This window comes from Flavobacterium sp. 28YEA47A, assembly GCF_041262125.1.
In the GTDB taxonomy this organism is placed as follows: Bacteria; Bacteroidota; Bacteroidia; order Flavobacteriales; family Flavobacteriaceae; genus Flavobacterium.
Genome location: NZ_JBGCCI010000005.1, coordinates 53,153 through 67,683, shown reverse-complemented (window position 1 = coordinate 67,683; position 14,531 = coordinate 53,153). Strand labels below are relative to the sequence as shown.

At 34.8% G+C, this 14,531-nt stretch carries 14 protein-coding genes; 4 read left to right on the top strand and 10 right to left on the bottom strand.

The window, feature by feature from the left end; translation table 11 throughout:
- Positions 1 to 185: 185 nt before the first annotated feature.
- The 3 genes from ettA to ABH942_RS08440 all read right to left on the bottom strand — a co-directional run bounded on the left by ettA (position 186) and on the right by ABH942_RS08440 (position 3,329).
- Complete coding sequence (gene ettA, locus ABH942_RS08450) at positions 186 to 1,880, bottom strand: energy-dependent translational throttle protein EttA (protein ID WP_370031010.1); 1,695 nt, start codon at positions 1,878 to 1,880, stop codon at positions 186 to 188.
- Positions 1,881 to 1,996: 116 nt separating this feature from the next.
- On the bottom strand, positions 1,997 to 2,446 hold the full coding sequence (locus ABH942_RS08445) for a GNAT family N-acetyltransferase (RefSeq protein WP_370031008.1): 450 nt from the start codon (positions 2,444 to 2,446) through the stop codon (positions 1,997 to 1,999).
- A gap of 157 nt (positions 2,447 to 2,603) precedes the next feature.
- Entirely contained in the window at positions 2,604 to 3,329 is a 726-nt protein-coding gene (locus tag ABH942_RS08440) for a hypothetical protein (protein ID WP_370031006.1), read from the bottom strand.
- Positions 3,330 to 3,748: 419 nt separating this feature from the next.
- On the opposite strand from ABH942_RS08440, the gene ABH942_RS08435 reads away from it, so the two are divergent.
- Together ABH942_RS08435 and ABH942_RS08430 are read left to right on the top strand one after the other, a co-directional pair.
- Positions 3,749 to 4,312, top strand: a complete 564-nt coding sequence (locus ABH942_RS08435) for a Crp/Fnr family transcriptional regulator (protein ID WP_370031004.1) — start codon at positions 3,749 to 3,751, stop codon at positions 4,310 to 4,312.
- A gap of 230 nt (positions 4,313 to 4,542) precedes the next feature.
- On the top strand, positions 4,543 to 4,872 hold the full coding sequence (locus ABH942_RS08430) for a multidrug efflux SMR transporter (protein WP_370031003.1): 330 nt from the start codon (positions 4,543 to 4,545) through the stop codon (positions 4,870 to 4,872).
- 30 nt (positions 4,873 to 4,902) lie between these two features.
- On the opposite strand, the gene ABH942_RS08425 is transcribed toward ABH942_RS08430, so the two are convergent.
- Entirely contained in the window at positions 4,903 to 5,631 is a 729-nt protein-coding gene (locus tag ABH942_RS08425; RefSeq protein ID WP_370031002.1) for a siderophore-interacting protein, read from the bottom strand.
- A gap of 117 nt (positions 5,632 to 5,748) precedes the next feature.
- Between ABH942_RS08425 and ABH942_RS08420 the strand changes: the two genes are divergently transcribed.
- Positions 5,749 to 6,747: a helix-turn-helix domain-containing protein gene (locus ABH942_RS08420; RefSeq protein ID WP_370031000.1), complete on the top strand. Its 999-nt coding sequence runs from the start codon at positions 5,749 to 5,751 to the stop codon at positions 6,745 to 6,747.
- A 52-nt stretch (positions 6,748 to 6,799) separates the two neighbouring features.
- Here the strand turns inward: ABH942_RS08420 and ABH942_RS08415 are convergent, their stop codons facing one another.
- The 4 genes from ABH942_RS08415 to ABH942_RS08400 form a co-directional block, all read right to left on the bottom strand.
- On the bottom strand, positions 6,800 to 6,982 hold the full coding sequence (locus ABH942_RS08415; protein WP_056073191.1) for a CAL67264 family membrane protein: 183 nt from the start codon (positions 6,980 to 6,982) through the stop codon (positions 6,800 to 6,802).
- Positions 6,983 to 7,151: 169 nt separating this feature from the next.
- The gene (locus tag ABH942_RS08410; protein ID WP_370030998.1) at positions 7,152 to 8,276 is read right to left on the bottom strand and encodes a GyrI-like domain-containing protein; all 1,125 of its coding nucleotides are present in this window, start codon (positions 8,274 to 8,276) and stop codon (positions 7,152 to 7,154) included.
- Between the two features lie 4 nt (positions 8,277 to 8,280).
- Positions 8,281 to 8,847, bottom strand: a complete 567-nt coding sequence (locus ABH942_RS08405) for a YdcF family protein (protein ID WP_370030996.1) — start codon at positions 8,845 to 8,847, stop codon at positions 8,281 to 8,283.
- Between the two features lie 524 nt (positions 8,848 to 9,371).
- The gene (locus tag ABH942_RS08400) at positions 9,372 to 9,857 is read right to left on the bottom strand and encodes a hypothetical protein (RefSeq protein WP_370030994.1); all 486 of its coding nucleotides are present in this window, start codon (positions 9,855 to 9,857) and stop codon (positions 9,372 to 9,374) included.
- Positions 9,858 to 10,734: 877 nt separating this feature from the next.
- Here ABH942_RS08400 and ABH942_RS08395 point away from each other — a divergent pair.
- Positions 10,735 to 11,736 (top strand): zinc-binding alcohol dehydrogenase family protein, encoded by a 1,002-nt coding sequence (locus tag ABH942_RS08395; protein ID WP_370030992.1) that lies wholly within the window; start codon positions 10,735 to 10,737, stop codon positions 11,734 to 11,736.
- 151 nt (positions 11,737 to 11,887) lie between these two features.
- Here ABH942_RS08395 and ABH942_RS08390 read toward each other — a convergent pair whose 3' ends face one another.
- Both ABH942_RS08390 and ABH942_RS08385 read right to left on the bottom strand, forming a co-directional pair.
- Complete coding sequence (locus ABH942_RS08390; protein WP_370030990.1) at positions 11,888 to 14,020, bottom strand: glycosyl hydrolase family 28-related protein; 2,133 nt, start codon at positions 14,018 to 14,020, stop codon at positions 11,888 to 11,890.
- On the bottom strand, positions 14,017 to 14,466 hold the full coding sequence (locus ABH942_RS08385) for a T9SS type A sorting domain-containing protein (RefSeq protein ID WP_370030988.1): 450 nt from the start codon (positions 14,464 to 14,466) through the stop codon (positions 14,017 to 14,019). Before ABH942_RS08385 ends, ABH942_RS08390 begins: the two co-directional genes overlap by 4 nt.
- Positions 14,467 to 14,531: the final 65 nt, after the last annotated feature.

Here is a 14,531-nt window from a genome sequence, read left to right as displayed (position 1 = left end):
TGAGATCATATATCCGAACTCTTACTTTCCTTAATGAATCCTTTTCTTGTGAAAAGGACAGATTGCAAAAAAATAATAGGATAAGAACATATGAAATTATTCTACTTCGGGGCATAGATAATTTTTATCCAAATATACTTATATAATGAAAAAAATCTCGGCGTGAACCGAGATTTTGTTGTTTTTTAATTTCGTATTAATTTTTTGTATTTGATACGTTTTGGAGTCAGGTCGCCGCCTAAGCGTTTTTTCTTATTTTCCTCATAATCAGAGAAACTTCCTTCAAAGAAATAAACTTCAGAATTTCCTTCAAACGCAAGAATGTGCGTACAAATTCTGTCCAGAAACCAACGGTCGTGGGAAATAACAACCGCACAGCCTGCAAAATTCTCAAGACCTTCTTCCAGAGCACGAAGCGTATTGATATCCAAATCGTTGGTAGGCTCATCCAGAAGCAATACGTTTCCTTCTTCTTTTAGCGTCATAGCCAAATGCAGACGGTTTCTTTCTCCACCGGAAAGTGTGCTTACTTTTTTGTTTTGGTCGCTTCCTCCAAAGTTAAATCGGCTCAGATAAGCTCTTGAGTTTACCTGCTTTCCTCCCATCATGATTAATTCCTGTCCATCACAGAAGTTTTCCCAGATTGATTTATTAGGATCAATGTTGGAGTGGCTTTGGTCAACGTAAGCAATCTTAACAGTCTCTCCAATAGTAAATTCTCCTTTATCCGGAGTTTCTTCGCCCATAATCATTCTGAAAATAGTAGTCTTACCCGCACCGTTTGGCCCGATAATACCAACAATTCCAGCCTGCGGCAATGTAAAATTCAAATCTTCATACAAAAGTTTGTCGCCATAACCTTTTGCTACGCCTTTTGCTTCGATTACATTTGTTCCCAAACGAGGCCCGTTCGGGATATAGATTTCCAGATTTTCATCCAGTTGTTTTTGGTCTTCATTTAAAAGCTTGTCATAGTTTTGCAAACGTGCTTTTTGTTTGGTCTGACGGCCTTTGGCTCCTTGACGTACCCAATCCAACTCTCGTTCCAATGTTTTTCTTCTTTTGGAAGCTACTTTTTCTTCTTGTGCCATTCTCGTAGATTTCTGGTCAAGCCATGAAGAATAGTTTCCTTTCCACGGAATACCTTCACCTCTATCCAATTCCAAAATCCAGCCAGCAACGTTGTCTAAGAAATAACGGTCGTGGGTTACGGCAATTACAGTTCCAGCATATTGTGCAAGGTGCTGCTCTAACCACAATACAGATTCTGCATCTAAGTGGTTGGTAGGCTCATCAAGCAAAAGTACATCTGGCTGCTGTAATAAAAGCCTACATAATGCCACACGTCTTCTTTCTCCTCCTGAAAGTACTTTTATTGGTGTATCCGGTTCCGGAGTACGCAAAGCGTCCATAGCAATTTCTAGCTTGGTATCGATTTCCCAGGCACCCAAAGCGTCTATCTTATCCTGAAGTTCTGCCTGACGATCCATCAGTTTCTGCATTTTGTCTGCATCTTCATAAACTTCCGGCAATCCGAACTGGTCGTTGATTTTGTTGAACTCGTCTAAAACAGCCATGGTTTCAGCCACACCTTCTCTTACGATTTCAATTACGGTTTTGTTTTCATCCAATTGAGGCTCCTGCTCCAAATAACCTACTGTATAGCCCGGTGCGAAAACCACATCACCCTGATAGTTTTTATCAACTCCGGCGATGATTCTTAATAAAGATGATTTTCCCGAACCGTTAAGTCCAAGAATACCAATCTTAGCTCCGTAAAAGAAACTAAGGTATATGTTTTTTAATACTTGCTTGTCGCTGCTTTGGTAAGTCTTGCTTACTTTCTGCATCGAAAAAATTACCTTCTTATCGTCTGACATGAGTTTTATTTATTTTATACGTTAATTCGTGTTCACAAGCTACAAAGATAGTCGGAAATAGAAAGAAAGCAAAAAACACCTCAATAGAAATTCTTAAGGAAAAATACTTCCTTTTTTTATACTTCTATCTGGTAGATTCTCGATTCTTCTTCCCAGGGATGATAGCCTTGTCCAATATATCGGAAACCATATTTTTCGTAATAGCCAATATGGTCTGTGCATAAATTCAGGTATTTGAATCCGCCAGTTTTGGTATCCTGCTTTGCTTTTTCAAAGAATAAGGCTGCATAGCCGTTTCCTCTGTGCTTTTCATCAATATATAAAGCACAAAGCCAGGGATATAAATCTCCTCTGCTGATAAAATCATTAGTTATCAATCCTGCACAGCCTATTATTTCATTGTCTTTTTCCAACAGATACCATTGTGGCAGAAATTGTTCAGCATCAATACAATTTGAAATGCAGTCTTCATACATAATTGGTGAAACTTCAGGCCAACTTTGCTGAAGGTATTTTATGGCTATATCTTTATATTCAGGCTCTTGCCTTACTGATAGTATTCTCATTTTAAATTTTAATTTATTGATTCTCGAAACGATATGTTGTATGTTTTGCGACTCTGCATCTTTGCGTGAAAATTGTGCTCGCAAAGCCGCAGAGCCGCAAAGATTACAGTTGTAAAAGCTAAATAAGATTCGGGAGACTTTTACTTATGGAACTAATCTAGTTTTTTAATTTTCTGAATTCTTCCTTTTTTGAAATCAAAAAGTCGCTTGTTTCCAACACATTATTGTTATTGACAAGAGATACCATCTTAGGATCAGCGTAACAGAATTCAAGGAAAATGTCTATCTCGTCTTCTTTTAACTTTAAAGTGTTGATAAAAAAGTCTTTATTGAAATTATCAGAAACATACTCCTTCATTTCTATGTTAGATATAACATTATCTTTATTTTTTCCTTTAAAAAGTTTCCCAATCATTTTACCAATAGCCACAAAATTAAGCCCTTGATTTATGGCTCCATTATACACCATCATATTTGTTGGAGAATTTAGTATATTATCTACAGATCGCAATGGCACAGCAACGGGAGCCTGTAGCTTTACATCGTCAACTTCTTTAGTGATTTCTACTTCTACCAATTGTATGGCTTCCTGATTCATGTTTGTCTCGACACCTGCTTTTCCAAAATTTTTCTGATTAAGGGTAATCCTTCTGGTTGTATAATTCTTTCCTGCAAAAATCAGGACATCACCAACTTTTGCCGGGATAGAAAATTTTCCGGAAACATCTGTTACCACCACTGAACCTTTTGTCTGATTGATAACTTCAATGCCTCCAACTGGAAAACCATCAGTAGTGACCTTTCCATAAACTGGTTTTTCAGACTGGCTGAAAGCGAGCTGAACGGCAAATAAGAATAGAGTAATAAAAGAAGTAATTTTCATCAATCAAAGAGAGATTAGAACAGTTATACAAGTCTTTCAAAAATAATCTTTTTCTCTCATTATTGGATTTATAAATATTCTTTTACAACAAAATTAACGTCTTTATATTATTTTATAAAAAATATAGGGACTAAGGTGCTAAGGAGCTAAGGAAAAGCCCTAGAACCTTAGCAATTTAATACCTTTTTTTATTTCAGCCACAAATTAAAATGATATACAGATTTCAGAAGTCCACATCAAATGAAAGAAGATACAAAAATTACTTTTCAATGATTTTCTCATACACATATAAAACACACAAACTTAGAAACTCAGTGCCTTAGCCTCTTAGCACCTCATAACCTTAGCACCTTAGTACCTCTCCTAACCTCTTTCCATTTTTCAGAAAAAAACTTACCTTGCAGAAACATTTATCCTGAATGAAACTTCTCGAAATACTGAATCAAATATATCCGCTTTCTCAAGAAGCGGCACAAAAAATCTTGGGATATAGCACTGAAATCCGATTATCAAAAGGACATATCCTTCTGGAAGCTGACAAGACTGAGACTTCTATTTATTTTATAAAAAAAGGTATGGTTAGGGCGTTTGCTCCAAAGGAAGAAAAAGATATCACTTTTTGGTTTGGCAAAGAAGGCAGTCCAATTGTTTCAATGAAGAGTTATGTAGCTAATCTTCCTGGTTATGAATGCGTAGAATTGTTGGAAGATTGCGAATTGTATGAAATCAAAAACAAAGACCTTCAACAGCTTTTCCTTGAAGATATCAGCATAGCCAATTGGGGACGTAAATTTGCAGAAAGCCTTTTGGTTCAAACTGAAGAACGGCTCATCTCCAAACTGTTCAAGTCGGCAAAGGAGCGCTATCTGGAATTATTGAAAGACAATCCTGATTTTGTACAAAGAATACAGCTTGGTTATATTGCCTCTTATCTGGGCATTACTCAGGTCAGCCTTAGCCGAATCAGGGCTGAAATAAAATAAGAGAGCTATATCAAATGACAGAAGATACATAAAATCTACTTTCAATAACTTTCTCTTTTATTCACAAAATATATTACCTCAGCACCTCAGTGCCTTAGCTACTTAGTACCTTTTTATATAAACTTAGCACCTTAGCAGCTTAGCATCTTTTTAATATTTTTTATCATTTGTAAAAAAAGGTTCCATCCTAAGAAACGACCTTTGTATAGAATTTTTAAAGAAAAAAGTTTATGAACTGGATTATCTTAGTCATTGCAGGATTATTTGAAGTTGCTTTTACCTTTTGTTTAGGTAAAGCTAAAGAAGCCACAGGTAATGAAGCCTATGCCTGGTATGGAGGATTTCTTGTTGCGTGTATTATTAGTATGTCGTTGTTGATTAAAGCTACCCAAAATCTTCCGCTTGGAACGGCCTATGCTGTTTGGACAGGTATTGGTGCTGTAGGAACCGTATTACTTGGAATATTTGTTTTTAAAGACCCAGCTAATTTCTGGAGGATCTTTTTTATCGTGACATTGATTGCTTCAATTGTGGGTCTAAAAGCTGTTTCTGCTCACTAATTAAATGTACTGAATAAAAAAAGCGGGCTGTTATAGTCCGCTTTTCCCTTCTGCCCAATAGGGTTCTGTTTTTATTTTTTTACTGCTGATTCCTTTTGACAGCAAAAATTTACGGAAAGCCTGAATTGACTTTGTACGTCCCGTCAGGTAAAAAACCGTATCTCCGGCTGTCGCCCAGAAATCTTCTTCCCATTCTTTTACGATATCAATAACAGGCTGTGCGGGAAAATCTGCTGATTTGTCAACAATTTTTACTGAGCTTCCCAACCTACTCGCCCAATCCTGATGAGCTTCATCAAGTTCTGCAAAACCAAAGAAAAACTCTCCTCTGCGTTCGGCTTCTTCTTCCATACATTTCATCCAGCCCAAGGAAGTTTCATCGCCAAATAAAAAATGGTTTTCCCGGTTTTCGGAATAATGCAATTTTCCGCCCGGACCTAATAGTTTTGCTTTGTCTCCCATTTTTAATCCTTCTGCCCATAAACTTCCCGGTCCCAGGCCATGCAGATAGAAAACAATTTCACAAAATCCTGCTTTGGCATCAAAGGCCGACAAGGTATAATGGCGGTATTCCGTATCGTTTACCCGTACCTTGATTACATTACCCGGTGTAAATTTTATTTTTCTGAAATCACCTTCAAAGCGTACTCTTTTTAATTTTTTATCTAAATATTCTATATCGGTTATAACCATTTCATGCATGAACCGTTGATACACAACTTCCATGGTATCTCCCAGCCATTTTGGTACTGTCGTCATTTTTGATTTTTTATTTGTTTAGATTGATTCTAAATAATTATCTTTGTACAAATGTCAGTCTTTCTTGCTTATTTTAGTTACGCAAGACGGATGTTGTTTTACGTTAAACGGATAAGCATGAAAATTACCATAAATGATAGCGATCTGGATGAGATTCTTTTTGAAAAAGATTTCCATGCAGCTTATGATGGCCTAACAGAAATCATTGAGCAGGAAACCCAATTGTTTGATAACAGGATTGGATATACCGATATTTCTGAAATATGGTTTGACGGTGTACATACTTTACGTCGCCGTTCGAAATTGAATCAGGAGGTATGCCTACATGCCAAAAGTGACAGTTCTGTATTTGAGATGCATTTTTCACTGACAGGAAGTGCCGAAGTCGAGTCACTCAATAGCAAATTTGATTATTCTTTCGGACCTCAGCAGCATAACTTTTTTTATTCAAGCAACTTTGAAGGAAAGTTTCGCGGTGGTAAACAGGAAATGCCAAATGAAGTTTTTGAAATCCACTTTACAGAAAATTATTTTAACCGTTTTGTTGATTCTGAAAGTAAGACAATCGACAATTTTCTAAAAGAAATTGACAAGCAGGAAATCAGCAATTGCCTGAGTCCACACAATATGCCTATAACGGTGCAAATGAATCTTATCCTTTCTGAAATCAGCCAATGTAAACGTAAAGGTGTTTTAAAGCGATTGTTTCTGGAATCTAAAATCTTAGAACTTTTCATGCTGCAGATTGAGCAGTTTGAAAGTGTACAGGCTACACCTGCTTCGGAGAAATTTAAAAAGGAGGATGTGGAAAAGATTTACCATGCTCAAAAATTGTTGGAACAGAATATTGCCCAGCCTTATTCCTTATTGGAACTCGCTCATAAAGTGGGGCTTAATGATTTCAAACTCAAAAAGGGTTTTAAGATGATTTTTGGCACTACTGTTTTTGGTTATCTGCATGAAATCCGTATGCAGCAATCAAAACGCATGCTGTTAGAAGAAAATAAGCCGGTTAAAGAGGTTGCTGCGTATTGCGGTTATCAGTATGTGCAGCATTTCACTACTGCCTTTAAGAATAAGTTTGGTATTACGCCAGGTAAGCTGGCCCATTCATAAAAAAATCCGCTTTTCAGCGGATTTCTTTTTATCGATAGTTTGCGTATGTTTTTTATACACGGCCTTTTAGCGAGCTGAAAACCCATGCAATGGCAAAAAAGCCAATTCCTACTGCTCCAAAACCCCAACCGGCTACGTCGTCATAACGGAATATGCCTAAGCCGATTAATAGCAGCCCCATCAAGACCATGACAAAGGTTGCCCAGCCTAGGATGGTGTTTTTGTTCATTCCCATAAATATATTTGTTTATTCTTTTTAAAAAAGTGAATTGCAAATGTCGGGAAAAATATTGGTTTTGCCGAAAGGAAAATGTTTTTTTAAGGGGCTGAGGTTCTGAGGGAATAAAGGTAATGAGGCGCTGAGGTGCTAAGGCGCTAAGGTTTTCCCTTAGTTCCTTAGTACCTTAGAACCTTTTCTCCTCTTTCCTAGCAATTAACAGTAAGTCGGTTACGAGATTGTTTGTAGGTCCATTATATTTTTTACGGCGTTCATCAATTATGGTGAATCCGTTTGTTTGTAGTGTCGTCAGTAAAAAATCAGCCGGGTAATAATGCATATATATAGCATCTCCGGAACTTCCTTTTTCCCATCCTGATTTTTCATAGTCATTTTCCATAGTGCTTATGAAAAGTAGGCCATCTTGCTCTAGTATGTTGTATGCGTCTGCAATGAGTTTTTGAGTTTCTTCTTTGGAAAGATAAGGCAGGCAAAATGCAGCTACGATACCATCATAGTTTTTAGGGGCTTTGCCCAAATCCCGACAGTCCATCAGTTTGAATGTTGCTGACGGATTATTGGCTTTTGCCAGTTCAATCATTCTTGGGGCCAGATCAGTAGCCAGTATTTTAAAATCCGGACGTTTTTCAAGTAAATATTTTGTGACATTGCCAGGCCCGCAAGCAAGTTCCAGGATTGAGGCATTTGGTTTTAGAATGTTATCGCAAAACAGGTTCAAGGAATCGGCATATAATCCTACGTCCATATATTTATCCTGATACCTATCAGCCAGCTTATCAAAAAGGGCTACTGCTATTTTTGTCTTATCTGTCGTTTTAGGTTTTACAGGAATCCAGATTTCTTCTTCTGATTCCGGATTTCCGTGTTTGTATTTATCACCTAATAATTCAAAATGTTCTCTATTGTCAAGAGCATAGTCAGAATTGGGAAGCCAGGTATTAAAAATATATCCAAATATTTCTGCTCCGGTTTCGGGTCCGCCTTTGTGTGTAAAAACGGCATATTCTCCACCTTCAATGGTGTAACTTTCCATACCATCAGGAATGGATTCAAAATTATCTACTGCAACGGCGGCCCATTTTGTAAATTTCCTGTCTAAGCTAAAGTTTTCAAAATAGGTAGTGTCATATAACTGCATGGAAAAAAGGCCCGTATTCAGGCTGTTTATAACTTCCTTTCGTCTGGGCATAAAAGCGCTCCAAAGTGCAAATGTTTGGTTATTGGCTAGTGACATTTCCTTGTGCATTCCAACAAGACGTGTTAAGGGAAGTGTTTTTAGTATAGGCTCCATATCCTTATTTTAATCGGTCGTAATAATAAGCAAAAAATTCTCTGAACAGTGAATAAAAATCTCTGTATTCTGAATAATCAGGACTTACGCTGCTTACGTTATCAATACCTTCTTTTTTGAACAGCATTTTGGTTCTCGTCAAGTGAAAATATTGAGAAACGACAATAACGCTGTTGTAATGCAGGCTGCCTCTCATTTGAATTGTATTTGCTACAGTAGCGGTAGTATTATCGCCTCTATTGTCAACAATAATCAAAGAATCTAGCATTCCTTTTGTTATCAGATACTTTTTCATTTTATCACCTTCCAAAAAGCCTTCTTTTCCTAGTCCGCCGCTAACGATAATCTTTTTTACCCGTCCGTCTTGGTATAGCTTCAGGCCGCATTCCATTCGTTTTTCCAACCGTTCAGACAAAGTACCATCTGTATTTACTGTTGTCCCTAAAATTACTGCTATATCAGCTGACTTTCCTTCGTCTTTGTTTCCATCAATTATTGTGTAAATGATGTGTATGCAGAACCATAGAAATAGAAGAATGCTGAGTAGTTTTAGTATTTTTTTGTAGGTCATGGGAATGGTTTATTTAAAAATAATAAAAAAACTGCAAGGTTGACTTACAGTTTTTTTTAACTTATTTAAGTTAAATCATCAAATTGATTATTATTAGTGCTCCATTAATGATTTTGTGCTATTATATAAAACATTAACCCTATAAAAAGAATGGTAAAAACCAAATAGGCTATTATGCAAATATTTCCTTTTATTACTGCTGAATCTGCTTCATCTTCATACCGTTCAATTATTTGCTTGTATCTTTTTTTATATAAAAAAATAAAGGATAGAATAACTAATGGTATGACAAATGATAAAATAAAAAATAATGGTGAAAACACTCTTTGTGGAATTGTACCAGTAATACAATCAAACAAGATATAGGATAAACATGTCAAATTAAATGATATCCCGGTTACAATCCCTAGTATTGCTGAAAAAACCGGTGTAGTATAATTGTTTACTGAAAGTTGCATTCTATAAAACCTATAAAAAATAAAATCTAGTGTTTTCATTTATAACCTTGCTATGTATTTTTTGATTTATTCTTTTAATTTACTTTTCATGTGCGCCCTATGCAATAGCATCTGAGGAATGAACATCAAACAGATAAAAAGAAATTGTACTTTAAATGCATTACATAGTATGGAAATTAGGATTGCTATTATTGAAAAAAGCAGGACAACATTAGTTAGCTTATAGGCTAATTTTAAATATCCTTTTCTAGCAAATTCATCCCAACTATCAATTATTTCAGGACTATATGGTTTCGTAACTTTTCTCAGATACGTAATAAAATCAGTTGCTTCTCGAGAGCCTATTTTTGAATTATTTATATAAATAACCCTATCCAAAGTTTTAATCTTTTTTAATAATCTTCCTTCATCAATAACTATAACTTTAATATCTTCAAGATTAACGACTTCTATCTCCTTATAATTAAATAATGTTTTTCTTTTCCATTCAAAATTTAGTTTTTCATCCTTAACGGTTATAACTATGTGTCCAACCACATAATAATACAACACTGTCAAAAAGATTGGAAATAGTAAAAAGGCAATAAAAAAGGAATTAAAATGAGATGCAATAATAATAGAGATAATAAACAAAAATGGGGATAGAAAAAGACACCATAAAACTCTTGATTGCCTATAAACATTAAAACTAAATTGATTCATTCTTAATTTTTGTGTTCTTAATTTTTGTCTATGAAAAAAAGGTTTCATAACTCATCGGCCTATAACCAAACTATCTTTTAGAATCTTTGCCTAATTACCCCAAGAGCTATAAGCACTAGTATAGGCAATACAAAATAGCAGAGAATCCTTATTGTGTTTTTTTTATTATCCTTATATTCAATATAATATTTCTTCAATAATCTCTTTGTTCTATTTTTATTGTAAAATAAAAAACAACAAATGGTCATAGGTATACACCATAAAAGGTAGATTGTTTTATTGGTTCCATACTCACCATAATTAGGTAGCTTATAGATTATACTTCCTGTTATGCTTCTAACAATCTCTCTTACTAAAAGTAGTTGAATTAACAGTGCACACAAGACATGTATACTACCTGTTAACCGGCCGTCACTACCTCTTTTTTCCCAGAACTTATAAAAAAAGCAATATATAAAATTGTAGATGCTCATAATTCAGAGTTGAAACCTTAGCTTGGACAAAATTGACTATTTATCTCTTGCCGCAAATATATTCTATTTCATTGGTTACGGTTAAAACTCTGGCAATTAAAAAATCTATTTTTTTATTGTGATACAGACAACCGATAGCATACAAATATTCCTTTTATTACCTATGATTTTGTCTTATTTTCGTAGTGCCCTATTCTTTCCTTTATGTCTTATAAGATGGAAATGGATTGGTACTAATTTTAAGAAAAGATACATTGAAAGCTATTATACTAAAAGGTTTTGGAGGAGTTGAAAATTTTGAACTTACTGAAATCGAAAATCCCAAAGTCAAAGAAGACGAAGTCTTAATCAAAATCAAAGCGACTGCATTTAATCCTATTGATTATCAAATGCGACAAGGTGCAACTGAAAGTAAATTATTAAAATCGCCTATTCTGGGCAGGGAACTTTCCGGAGAGATTGTTGAATTAGGAAGAAATGTAAATTCATTTCAAATTGGAGACAAGATTTCGGCCTATGTTGGGAGTCTGGCTTCCAATGGAACTTATACCGAATTTATCAGTGTACCATCCCAATTAGTTGCAAAGAATCCAAGTAGCTTATCATTTGAGCAAGCAGCTTCAATACCAATGGTTGGGATGACCGCTTTACAATGCTTCAATAGAATTTCTATTCCAAAAGAAAAACCAATTTTTATAGCAGGAGGCGCCGGCGGTGTTGGGACCATTCTTATTAAATTATTATTGGCAAATGAAAATACCAACATTTATACAACCGCAGGAAATAATGAGAGTATACATCATTTAAAAAATCTTGGATTAAATGCGAACAATATAATTGATTATAAAAAAGACAATATAATCGATGTGTTAAAGAAAAAGAATCTAAATTTTGAATATGTAATAGATCTAGTTGGTGGTAAAATGTCGGAAATATGCGCTGAACTTGTAGATATCTTTGGAACTTATGTTGATGTAACTTTTCTTTCAACAGAAAAGGCCCAGGAAATGCTATTTGATAAGGCAACAGTTATTGTCAATATAGCCAATTATGCACCATCATTAAAAAATGGTTCTGAAAAGCTTGACTATTATGGTAACTCATTACAGGATCTTTTTGATAAAATAGATAAGAAGATCATCAGTCCATCCGATATAAATGTGGTAGGCCCATTAAGTGTTGAAACTGTAAGTAAAGCACACCAATTAATGGAGAATAACCAAACCAATGGGAAAAAGTTAATAATGACAGTATAAAACTATTGAGCAAGGACAAAGCAAAAGTAGTTTACAATGCATTAGCATTTGTAAATTAATCAGGCTTTACTTCCTTTTGGAGAAATGATTTTGGGTTTAAAAAAAACTGCAATTCAACCTTGCAGTTTTAAACATATGAAATAATGTTTTTCTAATTAACCTTATTAATACTAATCAGCTGCCAAAATTCTCTATAGGTAACACCTCCATTTACAAAAGTCCCATCTACTTTCATAAAAGTAGCTGTTTCGCCATAACCAAGAGAAACTGGACTTGCTTTGGTCAATAAGATATTTTTTGAGGTATCAAACTTCACATAATTGCCATTGGATCTTATTGTTATGGTTTCACCTGCACTCAAAACTGACTTTATCTCATTGATTTGTGAAGCAGAACTATTAACTGTTACAAATCTATATCCGCCTGCATTGATTGCATTTACTGTACTATTGATAATATTATTATCAATTCCATAGGTCATTCCTAATTGCGGAACCTGGAAAGAATTGTTGGATGCATTTATCTGTGAATCAACACTGTAGTTTCTAATAAATAAATTGTTTTCATTATAAATATTGGAAACGGCAACATAGTTTCCTTGCACATTTACCTGGGCACCTTCTGTATATATACAGCTTCCAGTAGGAATACCGCCTATAACATTTGCTGTGGTTACCTTATTATAATACGATCCAAATCCCGAAGCATTTGCGAATCTACTATTAATAATATTTATTCCTCTACTCGGAAGAGGCGGTACAGTATTACTTTGGACTATACCAACTGCACGATCAAGCATCTCGAACCAGCAATTATCAAAAGTAATGTTTTCACCAAATTTTATAAAAGCGCCATATTCCGAATACTGGAAAGTACAGGTTATAAATTTCACCACTGAAGACTGAACATGGGCATTACTTTCAATTACAACATTAAAATATTTGCTCATGGTCATTGATGTTGCATTCGGGTTATCAAAACCTACGTAGCGTCCATCAAATCCACAATTTATAAAAGTCATTTGTCCTTGCTGCCCTTGAATCAATAAACAGGCTGAGGCATCTGTCTGACGTGCAATATTGACATTCTCAAATATAAGATCTTGATTAGGAAGCTTATAATTATAGTTTGCTCCACCACCTCCTTCTAATACTATCCCAGATCCATTGAATTGGTTGATACGTATATTTTTAAACGTAGCGTTCCATAGTCCTCCATCATTATCAGTCCCAGCGGGTTTCGCTTTTAAATATATAGCATTTTTTGTATTATCTTCATCAAATTTAACTCCACCTGTTAGAGTTAAATTTGAAATATTTACACCTAGAATCCTTCCAGAGTCCATTTCAATCATATTTCCATTTTTTTGATCTTTTGATGCAGTCAAGATGGTAGTTGCTGTACTTTCTCCTTCAATACTGACACCGCTTTTTAATATTAGAGAGTTTTTAATTAAATAATTCCCTGTAGGTATATACACTACAGATCCAGCGTAGGTTTTGTTAGTATAGTAGGCGCCAGTAGCATTTGAATTTTCTGCGTTTTTAGCTGCAAAATCAATGGCTTTTTGAATTTTTTCACCATCCTGTATATCAAAACCAATGACACCAAAGTATCTAATATTAATCCTTCCATCAATAAGCCTAAACCAGCCACCGGTAGCAACACCAGCAGGTCTAACAATAGTACCGTCATTGTCAGGAAATTTGATATCGGTTGCAAGAAGATCTCGCCAGATAAAATTTCCCTGACCACCATCACCATAATTGCTATGTCCTTTTATGTAAACAATTTCACCTGGATTTCCCACTTTTGTTCTTAACTCGCTTATTGTATTATATACCCTGATTGCTGTATTGGTATTTTGAGAAGTTTGTGAAAACAAAGCATAAGGAACACTCAATAATTGATTGCCTCCTGATATCGTAAAATTAGTGCCTCCATCTGGATCGATTAAAATGTTTAAGTATTTGTTAGTATTATTCCCCCAATTAATTTGGCTGAATAAGACATTATTGGTTGGAGTAGAATTCCCTATGTTAATACTATACTGTCCATATACATTCGTATGTATCGGAGAGAATGTTTCCGTGAATATTGGTGTACCTAGAAATGGATTGGTTGTATAGTCTAGTATTTCAACTTTGATTGTTACATTAGCATTACTAACAATTTGCCCATTAGACCTGTATACAGTTCCTCTATGGCTTATTCCTTGTGGCGGTGGTGTTTGTGAGAACAAATTAAAACTCACTAAAAATAAAAAGTAAACTATTTTTCTCATTGCTTAATAATTTTAAAAGTCTTTGGACTGGCAACATCTGTTTTTAGTATATAAGTTCCTTGTGCCAAACGAGATAAATCTATTTGATTATTTATCACTTCTTGATTTAAAACCATCTTGCCTTCTGAAGAAAAAATAAATATTTCTCCTACGGATTTTCCACTTATAGAACTTATATTTAAAATGGCTGATACGGGATTCGGATATACAATAATATCATCAACATCTTTAAGTAAATTTTCCTTTTCTTTTGGAGGAGTTTCTAAAGGTTTTGATACTAAATCTTCATTTTGAATCTTGAAAACTACAAAAACTTCTCCCGTATTATAGCTCATACAACCCGAATAGTTAGCAGAACTGCCAACAATACCCTCTGACTGTGAGAACATACTGGAATATAATCCCAATGCTATTAATGTTAACATTTTTTTTGTGTTGCCTATCATAAACATTTAATTTATAAGAAGATATATTTCAAATATAATTATTTTATCAATCTAAAATAAATTCC

Coding starts and splice junctions, on each gene's coding strand:
- ABH942_RS08415 (WP_056073191.1), bottom strand. CDS start 6,982: ATGGGAATGAACAAAAACACCATCCTAGGCTGGGCAACCTTTGTCATG.
- ABH942_RS08430 (WP_370031003.1), top strand. CDS start 4,543: ATGAACTGGATTATCTTAGTCATTGCAGGATTATTTGAAGTTGCTTTT.
- ABH942_RS08420 (WP_370031000.1), top strand. CDS start 5,749: ATGAAAATTACCATAAATGATAGCGATCTGGATGAGATTCTTTTTGAA.
- ABH942_RS08445 (WP_370031008.1), bottom strand. CDS start 2,446: ATGAGAATACTATCAGTAAGGCAAGAGCCTGAATATAAAGATATAGCC.
- ABH942_RS08410 (WP_370030998.1), bottom strand. CDS start 8,276: ATGGAGCCTATACTAAAAACACTTCCCTTAACACGTCTTGTTGGAATG.
- ettA (WP_370031010.1), bottom strand. CDS start 1,880: ATGTCAGACGATAAGAAGGTAATTTTTTCGATGCAGAAAGTAAGCAAG.
- ABH942_RS08425 (WP_370031002.1), bottom strand. CDS start 5,631: ATGACGACAGTACCAAAATGGCTGGGAGATACCATGGAAGTTGTGTAT.
- ABH942_RS08385 (WP_370030988.1), bottom strand. CDS start 14,466: ATGATAGGCAACACAAAAAAAATGTTAACATTAATAGCATTGGGATTA.
- ABH942_RS08405 (WP_370030996.1), bottom strand. CDS start 8,847: ATGACCTACAAAAAAATACTAAAACTACTCAGCATTCTTCTATTTCTA.
- ABH942_RS08440 (WP_370031006.1), bottom strand. CDS start 3,329: ATGAAAATTACTTCTTTTATTACTCTATTCTTATTTGCCGTTCAGCTC.
- ABH942_RS08390 (WP_370030990.1), bottom strand. CDS start 14,020: ATGAGAAAAATAGTTTACTTTTTATTTTTAGTGAGTTTTAATTTGTTC.
- ABH942_RS08435 (WP_370031004.1), top strand. CDS start 3,749: ATGAAACTTCTCGAAATACTGAATCAAATATATCCGCTTTCTCAAGAA.